This is a genomic window from Nonomuraea sp. JJY05, from assembly GCF_043496855.1.
Classification (GTDB): domain Bacteria; phylum Actinomycetota; class Actinomycetes; order Streptosporangiales; family Streptosporangiaceae; genus Nonomuraea.
In genome coordinates, this window is sequence record NZ_JBIEIS010000003.1 from 277,766 (window position 1) to 295,203 (window position 17,438).

The following is a 17,438-nucleotide window of genomic DNA, read 5'->3' on the forward strand; positions in this document are numbered from 1 at the left end:
TCGCGGCAAGCCGGACGCGAAAGGAGATCGCCAGGCGCCCCGTTTTGACACCTCTTATGGGTAACCGCTATCTATTAGCCAACCGTTAGGGGGTGACATGCAGGACGCAGTGCTGGCGATGCTCGCCAAGGAGCCGTCGCACGGGTACGACTTGCACGCTCGGCTGCGGCGCAGTCTCGGCCCGCTCGGCGAGTCGATGAACCGCGGTCAGATCTATGTGACGTTGGCCCGGCTGGAAAAAGCGGGCCTGGTGGTCTGTGAGCGGGCCGACGGCCTTGCCGAGCGGCCGGATCGCAAGGTGTACGCGCTGACGCCGGCCGGTCAGCAGCGGGTGGCCGCCTGGCTGGCCGAGGTGGGCTGGCCGAAACCGGACCTGGCGGAGTTTCATCTCAAGCTCGCCGCGGCCGCCGCCGCCCGGCTGGCCGACCCGGTCGAGCTGGTGGCGGCGCAGCGGCGCGAGTTGCTGCGCCGCTTGCGCGAGGCGCAGCAGGCGCTGCTGGCCGAGCCGGCGGGCTCGGGCGCCGGCCTGCTGCTGGAAGGGGTCGTGCTGCGGCTGCAGGCGGACCTGCGCTGGCTGACGGCCTGTGAAGCGGCCTGGTCCGAAGGTGGGAACAAGTGAAGGACGCCGTGATCCAGACCCGCGGCCTGGTCAAGCACCATGGTCAGGGGCAGAGCCGGGTCCGCGCGGTCGACGAGGTCGACCTGGAGGTGCCCGAGGGGCAGACGCTGGCGGTGATGGGGCCCAGCGGCTGCGGGAAATCGACCCTGCTGCACCTGCTCGGTGGCCTGGAGCGGCCCACCGGCGGGGAGGTGTGGCTGGCCGGCCGGCGCATCGACACCTTGAGCGAGCGGGCTCTGGCGCGCCTGCGGCGCCGGTCGGTGGGGTTCGTCTTCCAGGCCTTCCATCTGGTGGAGGAGCTGTCGGCGGCCGAGAACGTGGAGCTGCCCGTCCTGCTGGCCGGGCGCTCGCGCCGCGAGGCCAGGCGGCGCGCGGGCCTGCTGCTGGAGCGGGTCGGCCTCGCCGACCGCGCCCAGCACCTGCCCGCGCAGCTGTCCGGCGGGCAGCGCCAGCGGGTCGCCGTCGCCCGCGCGCTGGTCAACGACCCGCTGGTCGTCCTGGCCGACGAGCCGACCGGCAACCTCGACACCACGGCGACCCTCGACGTGCTGAGGATCTTCGAGGACCTGCGTTCGGCGGGCCAGACCCTCGTACTCGTCACGCATGACGAGCGGGTCGCGGCCACCGCGGACCGGCTGGTCTCGATGCGCGACGGCATGTTCGTCGACGACACCCGGCTGACCGGCTCCCACCCGCGCGGGCTCGGCGACCTGATCGGGCTGGAGGGCTGAACGGCGTGGGACATATCGTGCTCGTCGTACGCCTGGTGCTGGCCGACGTGCGCCGCCACCGGGTCCAGGCCGCGATGCTGCTGCTCGCGGTGACCGCCTCGACCGCCACCCTGGCGCTGGGCCTGTCCCTGCCCGGCGTGAGCGACGCGCTGTATGAGCAGACCCGGGCGGCCACCGCCGGGCCGGACGTGGTGGCCCTGTCCGGCGAGACGGGCCCCGCCGTGACCTCGGCCATGGCCACGCTGGCGAACGAGGCCGACGTGGTCGCCCACCACGGCCCCTATCGCATCGTCTACGCCGATCTGGCCACCCGCGATTCCACCTCCCCCGTGGTGGTGCACGGCTTCGCCGAGACGCCCGGCGCGATCAACCGGCCTCTGGTGACCTCGGGCCACTGGGTGCGTTCCGGCGGCACGGTCCTCGAACGGGGCTTCGCCACCGCGCTCGGTGTGCGGGTCGGCGACCACGTCACCATCGCCGGCCGCTCCTACCCCGTCGTCGGGATCGCCGTCACCGCGGCCACCTCCATCTACCCGTGGGCGGCGCAGATCGGCCCGGGCGGCGGCCCCAGCGACTACAGCGGCCTGGCCTGGATGACCCGATCGGACGCCCGCACGCTGGCCTCCTCCCACGATCTGCCGGTGGCCCTGGCCACGGATCTCAAGCTGCGCGACGGCGGCGCGACCGAGGCCTTCATCGACGCCAGCAGCGACCCCTCCATCAGCATCACCTTCCACTCCTGGCAGTTCGAAGCCCAACAGGACCTGGTCATCCTCAGGAACAGCCAGCCGATCCTGGTCGTCGGCAGCTGGCTGCTCAGCTTCCTGGCCGTCACCGGCGTGGCCGCGCTGGCCGCGGGACGCGCGACCGAGCAGACGCGCCGGGCCGGGCTGCTCAAGGCCGTGGGCGCCACCCCCGGCCTGATCGCCACCGTCCTGCTCACCGAGTACCTGGCGCTGGCGCTGGCCGGTGACGCGCTGGGGCTGGCGCTCGCCCGCCTGAGCGTGCCCGCCATCGCCAGCCCCACCGCCAGCCGGATCGGCGACATCGGCGGACCGACCGGCGCCACCATCGCCGCGACGACCGTCCTCGCCGTGGCGGTGGCGGTGCTGTCCACGCTGCGCCCCACACTGCGGGCCCTGCGCACCGCGACCGTCACGGCCTTGTCCGCTACCGCGCACCAGCCCCGTCACCGCCCCTGGCTGACCGCGCTGTCCGCGCTGCTGCCCGCCCCGCTGCTGCTCGGGCTGCGCCTGGCCGCCCGCCGGCCGGGCCGCGCCGTGCTGCAGGGGTGCTCCACCGCCACCACAGTGATCACGATCATCGCCCTGCTGGCCCTCCACGTCCAGCCGGAGCGAGGCTACGGCCTGAACGGCTCCTCCGCGCTGCCCAACCTTCGGGTCGAGCACGACCGCCGGCTGATGCTCGCCGTCACCATTCTGCTGATCGCGCTCGCCATCGTGAACACCATCACCTTCACCTGGACCGCCGCCATCGAGGCCCGGGCGAACATGGCCATCGCGCGCACCCTCGGCGCCACCCCCGGACAGATCTCCGCGGGCCTGTCCGCCGCCCAGCTCCTGCCCGCCCTGCTCGGCGCCCTCGCCGGCGTCCCCTTGGGCATCGGCCTGTACTCGATGTTCTCTCTCGGGAGGACGATCACACCGCCCGTCTCCTGGATGCTCGCCGCCGCACTCGCGACCCTCCTGGCGACGGCGGCACTCACCGCCCTGCCGGCCCGCCTGGCGGCCCGACGGCCCGTGGCACAGACCCTCAGCGCGGAAACAGCCTGACCGGCGCGGCTCAGGACCGCGCTCAGCGCGGACGCGCGGGCGCCCCGCCGCCGGGTGACCGCGGAGGAGCCCGAAGGAGGCACCGGTTTAAGAAAATTAAGATCAACATCTTGAAAGTTCAAGGGCGCCCGCGTATAAATTAAATATGGAAGAGCAGGCGATGGACTGGCAGGAGCTCACGAACCTGACTCGGGGCCAGCCGTTCCTCGTCGAGCGGGTGCGCCTGGCAGGCAGCGGCATCGCGATCGAGGGCGAGTTCGAGCTACCGCAACTGGCTCAGCTCAACGTCGAGGATCAGATCTTCGTCACGGCGTTCGTGCGGTGCCACGGTTCCATCAAGCAGATGGAGCGGATCTTCGGGGTGAGCTACCCGACGATCAAATCACGACTCAACCGGATCACGCAGATGCTCGACTTCGTCGAGACCGATCCGGCGCCACCGCCGGCCGACACCATCGATCGGTTGCGCCGCGGCGAGATCACCGCCCAGCAGGCACTGTCCGAACTGGAGGGGCGCACGTGATACCGCAGTTGCTGACCGTACGGGTCAAACGCCCGGACCGTCGTCCCATCCGGGTCTGGATCCCGGTGATCCCCGCAGCGCTCGTGCTCTCTCCGGTCGTGGTCCTGGCCGTACTGGGGGTCGTCGTGGCCTGCCTCGTCTATCGCCTCAGTGTGGCACGGGCACTCGGCACCGGCTGGCGCATCGTCTCCGCGTTGCCCGGCACCTGGTTCGACGTGGAGTACAGCCGTACGGCTGTGCTCGTAGCCATCCGATAGGAGAGGTTGCGATGAGCGAACATCGAAAGGACATCCTCGCCATGCTGGCCGAGGGCAAGATCACCGTAGAGGAGGCGGAGCGGCTCATCGTCGCGCTCGAACAAGCCCAGCCGCCGACGGCGGCCGGTCCCCCGGCCCGGCCGAAAGGCAGGGCGAAGTACCTGCGGGTGGTGATGGAGTTCGTCAATGAGGGCGAGGCGGAGCGGCTCAACGTGCGGGTGCCGCTGCAACTGCTGCGGGCCGGCGTACAGCTGGCGGCCCTGGTCCCGACGCAGGCACTGGATCGGGCCAACGCCGAGCTGAGCAAGTCGGGCGTGCCGTTCGACCTGAAGCAGCTCAAGCCCGAGCACCTCGAGGCGCTCGTGGAGCACCTCGACGAGACCATCGTGGAGCTCGAGATGGCCGATGGCCACTTGCGGGTCTTCTGCGAGTAGGCGCCGTCCGGTTGGACGGGCCCTCGGGAGGGTGCTGGAACACCCCGCCGAGGCCGCGCCCGCTACAGCAGAGCACGGTTGAACTGCCAATTTGAAGTCTAGCCGCTCATCGGTGCGGCCCGCTCGACCTCCATACCGGCAGCGGCGAGGTCCGCGTCCGCGCGATCGGCCCCTGCGGGGTCGTCAAGAACTCCGGCGGATACCCCCCGAATCGGCGAGGCCACGGGCGACCTGCGGGTGAGCTCGGCCAGCCGCGACATCGTCGTCGACCACGCGCACGGCGCGCTCATCGAAGACCGCCTCGGGCTCCGTCCGGGCCGAAGAGGTCATGCGCGGCGAAGGCCGTACAAGGCGCGCACGCGGCGTCTTCCCGCCACCTGTCCCACGGCGATGAAAAGACCAGAGAACGGATAACCGAATGACAGCCAATGAAGTTCGAGGGCCTGTGATCCACGTGCAGGGCCTGCGGAAGTCGTACAACGAGCTGCAGGTGCTGCGCGGCGTGGACTTCGCCGTGGCCCGAGGCAGCATTTTCGCCCTGCTCGGCTCGAACGGGGCGGGCAAGACCACGGTCGTGCGCATCCTGTCCACGCTGCTCAAGGCCGACGCGGGCACGGCGAGCGTCAACGGCTTCGACGTCGCCACACAGGCTGCGGACGTGCGCGAGTCCATCAGCCTCACGGGACAGTTCGCCGCCGTCGACGAGATCCTCAGCGGGCGGGAGAACCTCGTGCTGGTCGCCCGGTTACGGCACCTCAAGAATCCGGGCAAGGTCGCCGATGACCTGCTTGAGCGCTTCTCGCTGACCGACGCGGCCCTGCGGAAGGTGTCGACGTATTCCGGTGGCATGCGCCGCCGCCTCGACATCGCGATGAGCCTCATCGGGAATCCGCCGGTGATCTTCCTCGACGAGCCGACGACCGGGCTCGACCCCCAGGCGCGCATCGAGGTGTGGCAGGCCGTCAAGGAACTCGCCCAGCGGGGTACGACGGTGCTGCTCACGACGCAGTACCTGGACGAGGCCGAACAGCTCGCCGACCGGATCGCGATCCTCCACGAGGGCCGGATCGTCGTGAACGGCACCCTCGCCGAGCTCAAGCAGCTGCTCCCGCCCGCCAAGGTCGAATACGTCGAGAAGCAGCCGACCCTCGAGGACGTCTTCCTCACCCTCGTCGGCGCCAACGGCAATGGCCGCAACGCGTAAGGAACAACGATGACCAAGCATTTCTTCGGCGACACCGCCGCCCTGCTGGGCCGATCCCTGCGCCACATCACGCGCAGCGCGGACACCATCATCACCACCACGATCATGCCGATCGCCATGATGCTGCTGTTCGTCTACGTGTTCGGTGGCGCGATCAAAACCGGGTCGGATTCGTACGTGAACTACCTGCTGCCCGGCATCCTGCTCATCACGATCGCCTCGGGCATCGCCTACACCGCGTTCCGGCTCTTCATGGATATGAAGAGCGGCATCTTCGAGCGATTCCAGTCCATGCCGATCGCACGGTCGTCCGTCCTGTGGGCGCACGTGCTGACCTCGGTGCTCGCCAATCTGATCTCGCTCGTGGTCGTCGTGCTCGTCGCCCTGCTCATGGGCTTCCGCTCGGGGGCGGGAGCGCTCGGGTGGCTCGCGGTCGCGGGCATCCTCGTCCTGTTCACCCTGGCGCTGACGTGGATCGCCGTCATCCCCGGTCTCACCGCGAAGTCCGTGGAAGGCGCGAGCGCGTTCTCCTACCCGCTCATCTTCCTGCCGTTCCTCAGCTCGGCCTTCGTGCCCACCGACACCATGCCCGGCCCGGTACGCGCCTTCGCCGAGCACCAGCCGGTGACCTCCATCGTCAACGCCATCCGCGACCTGTTCAACCGGCAGCCGGTCGGCGCCGACATCTGGACCGCCCTCGCCTGGTGTGTCGGCATCCTCATCGTCGCGTACCTCTTCGCCATGGCCACATACCGCCGCAGGATCGCCTAGGCAGCCCTCTCCTCAGACCATCAGTCAACGATCTCGGTGGCGCGGTGCCACCCCTCGCCACGGAGGAGGCCGGATGCCGGCAGATCCACCCAGCTCACCCGCGCTGCGCGCGTCCGATGCGGAACGCGACCAGGTCATCGAACTGCTGCGCGTCGCCGTCGCCGACGGCCGGCTCGACCCGGTCGAGTTCGACGAGCGGCTGGACGCGGCGCTGGCCGCCCGCACCATTGACGCGCTGGCCCCGCTCGTCACCGATCTGGTCGCGGTTCCAGGCAGCGCCGGCGCACTCGCGCTGCCGTTCGCCGGGACGCCGGCCGCCGAACTGCTCACCATCAAGGAGCGGCACGGCTCGGTGCGCCGTGACGGCCGGTGGACGCTGCCGCACCGGCTCGCGCTGCGCACCGCATGGTGCGACGTGATGCTGGACCTGACCAACGCGGTGCGCAGCGCGCCCGAGCTGGTCATCGAGCTGCGGGTCAGCGGCGGCAACGTGGAGCTGATCCTCGCGCCGGGCATGGTGGTGGACGCCAACGAGCTGTCGGTACGGCACAGCTCGGTCGCGATCAGCAGGGACGCGGGCGACAACACGCCGGAGACGTTGCGGGTCCGCTTGGCAGGCCGGATGCGGCACGGCCGGCTCGACACCCGGTGGCAGGCGCCGCGCCGGTGACGCGTCCGCCATCAAGTAGGCTCTGGACCATGGGAGTTACCGGTCACACGCCACCGAGGGACACTCCTCCCGGCCGGTCCGCGAGCATCTGGGACGTCGCCCGGGTGGCCGGCGTCTCCCAGCAGACCGTCTCCCGCGTCATCAACGGCAAGACCCGCGTGAGCGAGTCGACCCGGGCCAGGGTGATGCAGGTCATCGCCGAGCTCGGCTACCGCCCCAACCGGCTCGCCCGGACGCTGGCCGGCGGCCCGGTGAGCTCGGTCACCGTGCTGACCTCGGACACCGCCCTGTTCGGCGCCGCCGCCACGCTGCGCGGCATGGAGGAGGCGGCCAGGGCGGCCGGCTTCTCGGTGGGCATCAGCGTGCTGGAGCCGGGCGCGAGCAAGGCGGACGTCGCCCTGCGGCTCAACCGGCCCCAGGAGCCCGTCATGGTGATCGCCTACGACGACCCCGGCGTGCGGGCGCTGGGCGCGCTGCCGCCGGACGTGCCGGTGACGGCCGCCGTCGAACGCCCCGACAACGGCTCGGGCGGCGACCCGTGGCAGGTCTGGCTGGACGACCGGGCCGCGGCGGCGCACGCGACGCGCCACCTGCTGAGCCTGGGGCACCAGACCGTCCACTACGTGGCCATCCCGTCCTCCACCAGCGCACTTCCGCAACGGACCCGTGGCTGGCAGGACGCGCTGCGGGCGACCGGGCGGCCCTTGCCCGACCCCCTGCAGGGCGGCTGGACGCCCCGCTCCGGATACCTCGCGGTCCGCTCCCTGCTGGCGGACCGCTCGGTGACCGCCATCCTGTGCGGCAACGACGACCTCGCCCTGGGCGTCATGCGGGCCGCGCGCGAGGCCGGCCGGGACATCCCCGGCGATCTCAGTGTGGTCGGCTTCGACGACTCCCCGGCGTCGGCCTACCTCCACCCCTCGCTCACCACCGTACGGCTCGACTTCGAGGGCCTCGGCCGGGCGTGCTTCGGGCTGCTGCTCCGCAGGCTGCAGCCGGAGGCCACCCTGCCCCTTCCGGCCTGGAACGAGCCCGAGCTCATCGTGCGGGAGAGCAGCGGCCCGCCGCCGGCCTGACGCTCAGCTGGAGCCGGCGGCCTCCTCCCGTAAGCGGCGTTCCGGCCGGTGGAGGGCACGCGAGGGCCCTCGGCCACCCGGCCTCGGGGCGACATCACCGCCGCCGAGCGGTCGTCGCCGTGATCGGTCCCGGGTGGGCAGGGGCGGTTCACGTCGATCTGGATCTCCCTTGTGAAAAGCGGACAAAAACGCTTGTTCTGGACATGTTGGGTAGGCGGTCAGGGGGAGCGATCGGCTGCCCCGCAGCAGTGCCCCGGCCGTGCTGAAGACGGCCGGGGCATCCACGTGTTCGGGGCCGAGTTCAGGGTGTCGCCGGCATGTACGGCGGCCTGGTCCGGGCCGGGCGCGGTCGCCGGCCGGCGAGTCCCTGCCGAGAGGTGGTGATGCTAGGCGGTTCGGGACTGCGCGCCGTGGTCCACCTCCGCGAACAGTGCCGCCGCCCGCGCGGCCGTGTCCGTGGCCCGGCGTCCGGTGCTGAGCAGCGCAAGGAGCAGGATGCCGGAGCCGAGCCCGAGTACCAGCCACCACACGCTGTGCTCCGCGCCGGTATACGCCGTTGCGCCGTGGGCCAGGGCCGGTCCCACGATCGTTCCGGCGATCGCGACGCCCAGGGTGGTGCCGGTCTGCCGGCCGGTGGAGGCCAATGAGGCGGCCACCCCGGCCATCGAGCGGGGCATTCCGGAGATCGCCGTGTTGGTGATCGGTGGGTTGACAGTGCCCAGGAAGATGCCGAACAGCAGATAGGTCGCGAGCACGGCCGGCAGCGGGGTGGCCGCAGTGAGCGAGAGCGACGCGGCGCCACCGAGCGCCAGCGCGGCCCCGGAGACCATCAGCGGGAGCCTGGGACCGCGCGCGCCGACCAGCCGGCCGGCGCGCGGGGAGAGCACCAGGACCAGCAGCCCGACCGGGAGCATGCACAGCCCGGCTGCCAGCGCCGACATGCCGCGTACGTCCTGCAGGTACTGGGTGGAGACGAACAGGAACGAGCTGAACCCGCACAACGCGAACAGCGCCATCAGCATCGCCGCGCTGAACGGCACGCTGCGGAAGAGGCGCAGCTCCAGCAGCGGGTCGGCACGGCGCCGTTCGTAGCCGAGGATGCCCAGCACGCCGAGCACGGCGACGGCGAGCAGGCCGAGGATGACCGGCGAACTCCAGCCCAGCCCTTTGGACTCGATGATCGCGTAGACGACGCTGCCGAGCACCAGGATCACCAGGGTCTGGCCTACTGGGTCGAACCGGCGCGCCCGGGCGGCGCGGGACTCGGGCACGAACAGCGCGGTGCACACGATCGCGGCGGCCACGATCGGCACGTTGATCCAGAAGACGGAGCGCCAGCCGAAGCCGTCGACCAGGGCGCCGCCGAGGATGGGACCCAGCGCCAGCGACAGGCCGGACATCGAGCCGAACACGCCGATGGCCCTGGCCCGCTCGGCCGGGTCAGGGAACGTGTCGGCGGTGATCGCCAGCGCCACCGGGTTGAGCATCGTGCCGCCGACGGCCTGCAGCGCCCGGGCCGCGATCAGCCAGCCGATGCTCGGTGCCAGGCCGCACAGGAGCGAGCCGGCCCCGAAGGCGGCGAGGCCGATCTGGAAGACGCGCCGGCGGCCGATCCGGTCGGCGGTGGAGCCCGCGAGTACGAGGAAGCCGGCCAGCACAAGGGTGTAGGCGTCGACCGTCCACTGCAGGCCGGACTCCGAGGCGTGCAGATCGCGGCGGATCGCCGGCAGTGCCACGTTGACGATGGAGATGTCCATCACCACGACGACGATGCTGGCGCAGCAGATCGCGAGCACCAGGAACCGGCGGCGTTGCCTCAATTCGGGCATGCGGATCCAATCGAAGGACACCGCCGGGGATCGGCAGTGCGGAGATTCGGTGACTGACCCGACGTTAGGATTTAGAGCGTGCTCGAAGTCAATCGGCCGCCGGTCCACGCACCCGCTGTCCCCGAGGCGGGCCTGAGCATCGCCGAGGCCGCCCGCCGCACCGGAGTCAGCGTGCACACCCTGCGCTACTACGAACGCGCCGGCCTGGTCGTCACCCCCGTCGGCCGCACTGCCGGGGGCCGCCGGCGCTATCACCGGCTCGACCTCGAGTGGATCACCGTCTGCACGAAGCTGCGGGCCACCGGCATGCCCATCAAGACCATTCGGCGCTACGCCGAGCTCGTGTCCGCCGGGTACGGCAACGAGCAGGAACGACTTGCCCTCCTGGAGACCCACCGCGCCGACATGATCGCCAAGCTCGCTGAGATACAGGAGAATCTCCGGCTCATCGACCACAAGATCGATGTCTACCGGGGCCGCCTCGCCGCGGGCGACGCCGACCGGCTGTGGGCGCCAGGCCGCCCGGCGGATTCCGGCTGAGCAGATCCTCCAGGCCGACAACCCCTGCCTTGAAGTCGCCTGGCTCCCGCCGGTGCGCAACGTCGTCGGCTAGGCGGCGTACCGCCAGAAATCGCGCAGCCACGGGGCCGGGATCGGACTGTCGGTCGCGACCTGGGTGAGCAGGATGGTGGCGGTGCCGGTGGACGGGATGATGTGGGCCGTGGTGCCGGTGCCGCCGACCCAGCCGTAGCGGCCGGGGACGTTCCACGGGTCCGTGCGAGCGATGTCCACCGCGCCGCCGAAGCCCCAGCCCTGGCCCTCCAGGAACAACGCGCCGATCTCGCGCTGGGCCGGGGTGGTGTGGTCGGTGGTCATCAGGCGTATCGACTCGGCCGACAGCAGGTGGCGGCCGTCGGGGGTGCGGCCGTCGTTCAGGAGCATGCGGCCGAAGGCGAGCCAGTCGTCGACGGTTCCGGCCAGGCCGCCGTTGCCCAGGGGGAAGGGCGGCGGGCTGCTCCACTGCCCGTCCGGGGCGTCGGCCAGGTACAGGTCCCCGGTGGGGGAGGTCCGGTAGAAGCTGGTGAGCCGGTCGCGCTTGCCGTCCGGGACGTGGAAGGCGGTGTCGGTCATGCCCAGCGGGTCGAACAGCCGCTCGGTCAGGAAATCAGGCAGTGACCGGCCAGTGGCCCGGGTGATCAGCACGCCCTGGAGGGTGGAGCAGGTGTCGTACAGCCACGCCCGGCCCGGCTGGTGGAGCAGCGGGAGCCGGGCGAGGTCGGCCAGCCACGCGTCCGGCTCGGGGAAGCTGCGCGGCTCGCGCCCGTCCTTCTGCACGGTGAACAGCGCCTGGATCGCCGGCAGCGTGAAGTCGGACGCCCAGCCGTACCCGGCCTGGGAGCTGAGCACGTCGAACACGGTGATCGGCCGGTCGGCGGGAACCACGTCGTCCACCTGGCTCGCCGGGGTGCGGACGACCTTCGGCTCGGCGAGCTCAGGGAGCCAGCGGCCGATCGGGTCCTCCAGCCCGATCAGGCCGTCCTCGATCAGCATCATGACGGCCGCGGCCGTGACGGGCTTGGTGATCGAGGCGATGCGGAAGATGGAGTCCCTGGTCATCGCAGGACCGTCGAGGGCGGCGGAGCCGACGGCCGCCACCTCCATCGTGTCGCCGCGGGCCACCAGGCCCACGGCTCCCGGAATCGATCCGTCAGCGACGTAGCTCTTCAACAGGTCGTTCAGGTCACTCATCGGTACATCCTGTCTCGTGTGTACGGACGGTTGACCGCCGACGCCGCCTCGACTCATCGGCGGCGCCATGTGAGCTTCGTCACCGCCGCCGGCGCCGCGCCTGCTCCAGGAACGCCGCGACGGTGGACACGAACCGGCCGGCGTCGTCGAGCCACGGGAAGTGTCCGGCTCGGGGCTGGATGACGAGTTCGGCGTTCGGGAACAGCCCGGCGAACTCGGCCATGGCCCGAGGAGGTGCTCCCAGATCGACCTCTCCGGCGAGCAACAGGACGGGCGGCGCGAACCGGGCGAGCGCGGTGCGGGTGGCGGCCGGGTCGAAGGCGCCTTGGGCGCCGAAGGCCGCCATGATCTCCGGGCTCTGCTGCTCCGCGTCGGCCGCGTGATGGGCCTGCGCCACCTCGTCCCACCGGCCATAGGAGAACGGCGCGACGGCCTGCCAGCTGTCGTTCGTGGCCTGGCCCGCCACGATCGCTTCGAGGGCCGCGAACGCATCCGGGAACCACGACTCGTCCCGGCGCAGCTGAGCCGTCTCGAGCCGGAGGTCACCCGCGATCGCGATGCCGACGGCCCGGACGCTCGGTGTGATCAGCGCGAGTCTGCTGACGCGCCGCGGATGGCGGGCCGCGTACCGCACGGCCAGATTCGCGCCGGCGCAGTGCGCGAGCAGGTCCATCCGGTCCAGGCTCAGGTGCGCGCGCAGGGCCTCCACGTCGGCGACGAGCCGGTCACAGCGACAGGACGCGATGTCCTGAGGTGTCGCGGACCGGCCGGTGCCCCGCGAGTCCAGCATGATCAACTGCCGGTGCGCGGACAGGCCGCCCAGGTCGCCGAGGTAGGTGGCGGCCGTCGGCCCGCCGGGCAGGCAGAGCACCGGAGCACCGTCCCCGGACACGCGGTAGCTCAGCCTGGTGCCGTCGTACGAGGTGAAGAATGCCATGACCGCAGCGTGGGGGGTTGGCGGCGGTGAGGGCTATCGTTCAGCCACAGCTACATGATGGGCGGCGCGGATGGCGGTCGAGATCAGGTTCACGGCGGCGTCGGTCGCCAGGGTGCGGTTCGCCGTCTCGCCGCTGGGGGAGACGGTGCTCGCGCTCCGGGTCCTGCTGGGCACGGGCGGACACGCGGTGCACCGGCCCTGGGCAGGCAAGGCACGTCCGCTGATCGCGGACGAGCGCGAGCTGCCGCTGCTGCGGGCGCTTGTCGCCGGACCGATGCCGTCGTTTCTGTTCCCGGTGCCGCAGGAGCGGCTGCCTTCGATGGCCATGGAGCTGGAGGTGCTGCGGGCCACGGAGGAGCTCTTCTTCCGGCGCGAGTACGGAGCGGTTCTGGGCATGCCGGAGGAGGAGGTCCCCGAGCCGGCAGCGGTGCTGCCGCGGCTGGCGCAAGCGCTCCACCGTTGCCACGAGCTGCTGATCGCTCCGCGGTGGGGCCGGACGCTGGCGGTGCTGGAGGCCGACGTCGCCAAGCGGGCGCTCACCCTGGTGGACGGCGGAGTGCAGGCGCTGTTCGCCGAGCTGCACCGCGACATCGCCTGGGACGGCGGCCAGCTGGTGGTGCACGGCCGGCGCACCCCGCATGCCGTCCACACGGTGGACACCGGCGGGCATGGCCTGGTCCTGCTGCCCAGCATCTTCAACTGGCCGGACGTGGGCGTCGACAAGTCCCCGATCGCCGCCGCGTCGATCCGCTACCCGGCGATGGGCGTCGGCCTGCTCTGGGAGCCGCCCCCGCCGGCGCTGGCGGGTCTGGCCCCGGTGCTGGGGCACACCAGGACGGCGCTGCTCGCCGCCCTGGCCGAACCCCTGACGACCGCGACCCTGGCGGCCCGCCTGGCCATCACCCCAAGCGCCGTCTCGCAACATCTGGGCGCGCTGCGAGGGGCGGGTCTCGTGTCGACGCAGCGTAAGGGCCGAACGGCGCTTCACCTGCGCACGGAACGGGCGGACCACCTGCTGGGCATCTCAGCCCCATAAGAGGTCCACGGGGTCTGCCCACGGTCCGAGAAGCGCTGCGCAATCCGCCACCGCGACGACAAAGGCGAACCGCTCGGCAAGCTCCCCGGCGCTCACGGCTTCGTGACGCCTCGCGGAGCGGGGGCCGGCTGCTCGGGCCGCGGGCCGCCCTTCACCCAGATGAGTGAACCCGGCCTGCGGGCCTCGCGGCGGATCCTCTTCACCGCGAAGTTGCAGGTCACCTCCTTGATCGCCGCGCCCATGCGGCCGCCGACGTAGAGGTTCACCGCGGTGTCGTCCTTGCGGGCAAGCTGTCGTATGCCGGTGTGCCGGCCGAGGCTGACGCACGCCCCCGAGAAGGCCAGGCTGATCACCGCCGGCTCGGTCCCGGCGATGCGGCTCAGCACGGTGTCGGCGGCCTGCGCCCCGAGCGGGCCGGCGGCGTAGCAGCTCATCCGCAGCGGCCGGCCGGACGGTGCGGCGGCGTCGCCGGTCGCGACGATGCGGTCGTCGTCGACGCTGGTCAGCGTCTCGTCGGTGAGCAGCCGGCCGAGAGCGTCGGTACGCAGCCCGCTCGCGGCGGCCAACCGCGGCACGCCGAACCCGCCCGCCCAGATGGTCAGCGCGCTCGCACGTACCCCACCGCCGGCAGAACCGCCGGCAGAACCGCCGGCGAGGACGACCGCGTCCGGCCGGACCTCGCGCACCGCGTCGGCCTCGAGCACCGCGACCCGGTGCCGGGACAGCCACGTGGCCACGGCCCGGCGGGCGGAGGCACCGAAGGACGGCGCCAGGGCCCGGCCGCACACCAGCGTGACCGCGCGTCCTTGCTCGGCCAGCTCGGCGGCCGTCTCGATGCCGGTCAACCCGCCGCCGACCACCGTGATCGGAGCATCGACGGGCAACTCCTCCAGCCTGGCGCGCAGCCGCCGCGCGGGCTCGAGCTCGGCGAGGTCGTACGCGAACTCGGCCGCGCCGGGCACCGAGGACGGTATCGCCCCGGTGCTGCCGACGGCGTAGATGACGTAGTCGTAGTCCAGCGCGCCGCCCGACGCCAGCCGCACCGTGCGGGTGGTGGGGTCGATGCGCGTGGCGCTGTCGACGACCAACCGGATGCCTTCGCCGAGCAGCGTGCCGTAGTCCACCGTGGCCTCACGGGTGCCGGCCACGAACTGGTGCAGCCGGACCCGTTCGACGAACTCCGGGCGGGGATTGACCACGGTGATGCCGACGTCGGCGCGCAGTCGCAGATGGTTGGCCGCGAGCGTGCCGGCGTAACCGCCGCCGATGACGACGACCTTGCGGAGGGTGTGGTGTCCGGGAGTGGACATGGCGAGGTTTCCCTTCTGCTGCCTGGTGTCTCACTGCTCCGACCCGACAGCGCCTCCGAATGTGAGGCGGCGCGCCAACCTCACAGCTCACTGCGCTCTCTTGCCGGGCCGGCAAGGCGGATGCGACCGAAGGAGCCGGCGATCAGGGCCGCGCGCAGCCGTTCGTACGTCGGAGCCAATCGGCGCAGGCCGGCCGCGAGCGCCGCGTCGTCGCCCGACACGAGCGGACCCTGCAGCCCTCCGACGACGCGGGCCTGCTCCGTGGCGACGGCCGCGCCCGCTTCGAGGCCGAGGGATGACAGGCAGGCGGCCAGGTCGTTGAGGCGGCGGGCGCCCACCCGTACCGCGAACACCTGCCACAGCAGCCTGATCTCAGGATCCAGCCCCTCCTCCACCAGCCGGGCGGTGCGCTCGGCGGCTTCCGCCTGCCCCAGCGTGCCGGGCGGGACCTCCAGGTCCGTCCGGCCGGCCAGCCAGGCCGCCCCGGCGGGCAGGGAACGGCGCAGCGCCTCCTCCGGGGTGACCTGCTCGCGCCGGGTGAATCCGTACCGCATCCGGTACGGCTGCTTCAGGTAGGGGATCAGCTCCGCTCGCCAGGCCTCGGCGAAGGCGCCGGCCCGCAGCGTGGCGTACGGGTAGCCCTGCGGGTCGTGCACGAGCACGGTGTCGTCGTCCACCTCCAGCACCACCACGTAGTGGTCGGCGCCGACCGCCTTGCCCGACCCGGGCTGGTAGGACAGCAGACCGAGTTCGAGCGGCCCGGCCAGCACCGGACCGTCCTGGCAGGCCCGCCGCAGCCGGTCGAGCGCCGCCGCGGCCGTTCCCCCGTCCACGCGCCCGCACTCCCAGCCGAGCAGGCCGATCGCGGCGTCGAGCCCGATCTCGGGATCCCAGCCGAACGGGTCGAACAGCGGAAGGCGCCCGTTGATCAGCTGCATTCCGTAGGGGGAGCCCGTCAGGACCTCGATCACGGCCGGCGGCGGTGCCTCGGCACCGAGGATCATCGCGAGGGAGTTGGCGTAGCAGTACGGCCCGGAGCCGACATAAGTGACAGACATGGCTTGCACCGTGCCGCCTCGCACGGTGTCAGAGTCAAGCCCGTCCGCGCCGGGGCACGCCGCTCCCCCTGGCACACATGGCGGCGGGCGTCGCGCCGCGCGGCGCAATCGTATGCCTGCATCCTGATGCCAGGCTCGTCCCGATGTCTGAAGAGCAGCCGGCCAGCGGCCCGTGCCCACCATGCGTGACATCGCGGCTGCGGCGGCCGTCTCTCAGAGCACCGTGTCCCGTGTCCTCAGCGGCGCGCCCACCGCCGTGCCGATCGCCCCGGAGACGCGCCAGCGGGTGCTGCGGACGGCCCGGGAGCTGGGCTACCGGCCCAACCCGCTGGCTCGCGGGCTGCGCGGCGCGTCGACCAACCTCATCGGCGCCGTGGTGCGCGACTTCAGCGACCCCTTCTTCGCCGGGGCGATAGAGGCGCTCGTCGTCGAGTCGATGGCGCACGGCTACAACGTCGTGCTGGGGCACGTGCCGTGCCGGGCCGGGCGGGCGACAAGGCGGTCTCGCCGTCTGGCCCGTGCATACCTGGACGACATGGGCGTCCACATTCCGTCGGCGGACGCGGAGGTGGCCAAGCTGTCGTGTGGCCAGCGCCAGGCCATCGCGGTGGCCCGCTCGGCCTACTCCCGCTCCGGGATCCTCCTGCTGGACGAGCCGCTGGCCGCGATGGGCGCGAAAGAGGGCAGGCAGATCCTCGATCTGGTCGGCGACCTCAAATCCCGCGGCGACGTCGCACCGCGTCGTCCGGGAGGTGAAATCACCTGACTACGGCCTCAGGACGTCGGGGAACCCGGTCCAGCGCAGGTCGGCCGGTAGATGGCTCATGTCGTTGAACATCACGATCGTGGGCGGCAGGCCGTCGCGGTACTCGATGACCGTGAGCGCGGTGTTGGCGCTGTTCAGCCCGAGCCACCGCGACGGCGGCGCGTCCAGTGCGTGCCGCACCAGCCACGCGATCGGGTAGGCGTGCGTCACCAGGACCTCGTGCGTGTCCGGCCCAGGGCCGGCGACCTTCGCGAACCGGGCGACCAGGGCCTCGGCGAGCCTCTGGCCGGAGGCTGCCTCGGTTTCGTCGTAGCCGTCGAAGAAGCCGGCCCAGGACGGGGGTGTTTCGGCCGCCTGGGGAACGTAGGGCACGTGGTCGATGAGTTCGGCGGTCTCGGTCACGGGGACGTTCGGTAGATGCCGGGCGAGTTCGCGCGCGCTCGCCATGGCACGTGGCAGCGGGGAGTGCCACACGGCGTCGATCGGCATGCGGGCGAGCCGTTCGCCCAGCAGGCTCGACTGCCGGTGCCCGACGTCGGTGAGCTTTCCGAACGCGTCGGCCGCGCCGTGGCGGGCCAGGTAGAGGTGTCGTGTCGCCATGAGTGGTGAGGGCGCGCTGCCCGTCTCCCTTCGATCCGTCGGTGGGTCCTCCCTGTCGGCGGCATGCGCCTGCCG

General features: G+C 71.7%; 19 protein-coding genes. 13 read left to right on the plus strand and 6 right to left on the minus strand.

What is annotated here, in order from left to right; translation table 11 throughout:
• The first annotated feature begins 97 nt into the window (after positions 1 to 97).
• The 10 genes from ACFKCF_RS05435 to ACFKCF_RS05480 all read left to right on the plus strand — a co-directional run bounded on the left by ACFKCF_RS05435 (position 98) and on the right by ACFKCF_RS05480 (position 8,078).
• A complete protein-coding gene (locus ACFKCF_RS05435; RefSeq protein ID WP_394491223.1) occupies positions 98 to 619 on the plus strand; it encodes a PadR family transcriptional regulator in 522 nt (173 codons plus the stop codon).
• The gene (locus ACFKCF_RS05440) at positions 616 to 1,350 is read left to right on the plus strand and encodes an ABC transporter ATP-binding protein (RefSeq protein WP_394491225.1); all 735 of its coding nucleotides are present in this window, start codon (positions 616 to 618) and stop codon (positions 1,348 to 1,350) included. The genes ACFKCF_RS05435 and ACFKCF_RS05440 overlap by 4 nt, the downstream gene beginning before the upstream one ends.
• Before the next feature lie 5 nt (positions 1,351 to 1,355).
• Positions 1,356 to 3,143: an FtsX-like permease family protein gene (locus tag ACFKCF_RS05445; protein ID WP_394491227.1), complete on the plus strand. Its 1,788-nt coding sequence runs from the start codon at positions 1,356 to 1,358 to the stop codon at positions 3,141 to 3,143.
• Positions 3,144 to 3,288: 145 nt separating this feature from the next.
• Positions 3,289 to 3,666, plus strand: a complete 378-nt coding sequence (locus ACFKCF_RS05450) for a DUF2089 domain-containing protein (RefSeq protein ID WP_394491229.1) — start codon at positions 3,289 to 3,291, stop codon at positions 3,664 to 3,666.
• Positions 3,663 to 3,923, plus strand: a complete 261-nt coding sequence (locus ACFKCF_RS05455) for a hypothetical protein (RefSeq protein WP_394491231.1) — start codon at positions 3,663 to 3,665, stop codon at positions 3,921 to 3,923. The genes ACFKCF_RS05450 and ACFKCF_RS05455 overlap by 4 nt, the downstream gene beginning before the upstream one ends.
• Before the next feature lie 11 nt (positions 3,924 to 3,934).
• Positions 3,935 to 4,357: a hypothetical protein gene (locus ACFKCF_RS05460; RefSeq protein ID WP_394491233.1), complete on the plus strand. Its 423-nt coding sequence runs from the start codon at positions 3,935 to 3,937 to the stop codon at positions 4,355 to 4,357.
• Positions 4,358 to 4,802: 445 nt separating this feature from the next.
• Positions 4,803 to 5,561, plus strand: coding sequence for an ABC transporter ATP-binding protein (locus ACFKCF_RS05465; RefSeq protein ID WP_394491235.1), 759 nt, complete (start codon positions 4,803 to 4,805; stop codon positions 5,559 to 5,561).
• Between the two features lie 9 nt (positions 5,562 to 5,570).
• Positions 5,571 to 6,332 (plus strand): ABC transporter permease, encoded by a 762-nt coding sequence (locus ACFKCF_RS05470; protein WP_394491236.1) that lies wholly within the window; start codon positions 5,571 to 5,573, stop codon positions 6,330 to 6,332.
• 73 nt (positions 6,333 to 6,405) lie between these two features.
• On the plus strand, positions 6,406 to 7,002 hold the full coding sequence (locus ACFKCF_RS05475; protein WP_394491238.1) for a DUF1707 domain-containing protein: 597 nt from the start codon (positions 6,406 to 6,408) through the stop codon (positions 7,000 to 7,002).
• A 29-nt stretch (positions 7,003 to 7,031) separates the two neighbouring features.
• A complete protein-coding gene (locus ACFKCF_RS05480) occupies positions 7,032 to 8,078 on the plus strand; it encodes a LacI family DNA-binding transcriptional regulator (RefSeq protein ID WP_394491240.1) in 1,047 nt (348 codons plus the stop codon).
• A gap of 386 nt (positions 8,079 to 8,464) precedes the next feature.
• Here the strand turns inward: ACFKCF_RS05480 and ACFKCF_RS05485 are convergent, their stop codons facing one another.
• Positions 8,465 to 9,907 (minus strand): MFS transporter, encoded by a 1,443-nt coding sequence (locus tag ACFKCF_RS05485; RefSeq protein ID WP_394491242.1) that lies wholly within the window; start codon positions 9,905 to 9,907, stop codon positions 8,465 to 8,467.
• A 78-nt stretch (positions 9,908 to 9,985) separates the two neighbouring features.
• On the opposite strand from ACFKCF_RS05485, the gene ACFKCF_RS05490 reads away from it, so the two are divergent.
• A complete protein-coding gene (locus tag ACFKCF_RS05490; RefSeq protein ID WP_394491244.1) occupies positions 9,986 to 10,447 on the plus strand; it encodes a MerR family transcriptional regulator in 462 nt (153 codons plus the stop codon).
• Positions 10,448 to 10,516: 69 nt separating this feature from the next.
• Here ACFKCF_RS05490 and ACFKCF_RS05495 read toward each other — a convergent pair whose 3' ends face one another.
• Complete coding sequence (locus tag ACFKCF_RS05495) at positions 10,517 to 11,656, minus strand: serine hydrolase domain-containing protein (protein ID WP_394491246.1); 1,140 nt, start codon at positions 11,654 to 11,656, stop codon at positions 10,517 to 10,519.
• 79 nt (positions 11,657 to 11,735) lie between these two features.
• Entirely contained in the window at positions 11,736 to 12,593 is an 858-nt protein-coding gene (locus ACFKCF_RS05500; RefSeq protein ID WP_394491248.1) for an alpha/beta fold hydrolase, read from the minus strand.
• Positions 12,594 to 12,663: 70 nt separating this feature from the next.
• Here ACFKCF_RS05500 and ACFKCF_RS05505 point away from each other — a divergent pair, with 70 nt between their 5' ends.
• Positions 12,664 to 13,629, plus strand: coding sequence for a DUF5937 family protein (locus ACFKCF_RS05505; RefSeq protein WP_394491250.1), 966 nt, complete (start codon positions 12,664 to 12,666; stop codon positions 13,627 to 13,629).
• A 92-nt stretch (positions 13,630 to 13,721) separates the two neighbouring features.
• Here the strand turns inward: ACFKCF_RS05505 and ACFKCF_RS05510 are convergent, their stop codons facing one another.
• Entirely contained in the window at positions 13,722 to 14,939 is a 1,218-nt protein-coding gene (locus ACFKCF_RS05510) for an NAD(P)/FAD-dependent oxidoreductase (protein WP_394491252.1), read from the minus strand.
• An 80-nt stretch (positions 14,940 to 15,019) separates the two neighbouring features.
• Positions 15,020 to 15,997, minus strand: coding sequence for a hypothetical protein (locus ACFKCF_RS05515; RefSeq protein WP_394491254.1), 978 nt, complete (start codon positions 15,995 to 15,997; stop codon positions 15,020 to 15,022).
• A 181-nt stretch (positions 15,998 to 16,178) separates the two neighbouring features.
• On the opposite strand from ACFKCF_RS05515, the gene ACFKCF_RS05520 reads away from it, so the two are divergent.
• Complete coding sequence (locus ACFKCF_RS05520; RefSeq protein WP_394491255.1) at positions 16,179 to 16,763, plus strand: LacI family DNA-binding transcriptional regulator; 585 nt, start codon at positions 16,179 to 16,181, stop codon at positions 16,761 to 16,763.
• Here the strand turns inward: ACFKCF_RS05520 and ACFKCF_RS05525 are convergent, their stop codons facing one another.
• Positions 16,764 to 17,363: a histidine phosphatase family protein gene (locus ACFKCF_RS05525; RefSeq protein WP_394491257.1), complete on the minus strand. Its 600-nt coding sequence runs from the start codon at positions 17,361 to 17,363 to the stop codon at positions 16,764 to 16,766.
• Positions 17,364 to 17,438: the final 75 nt, after the last annotated feature.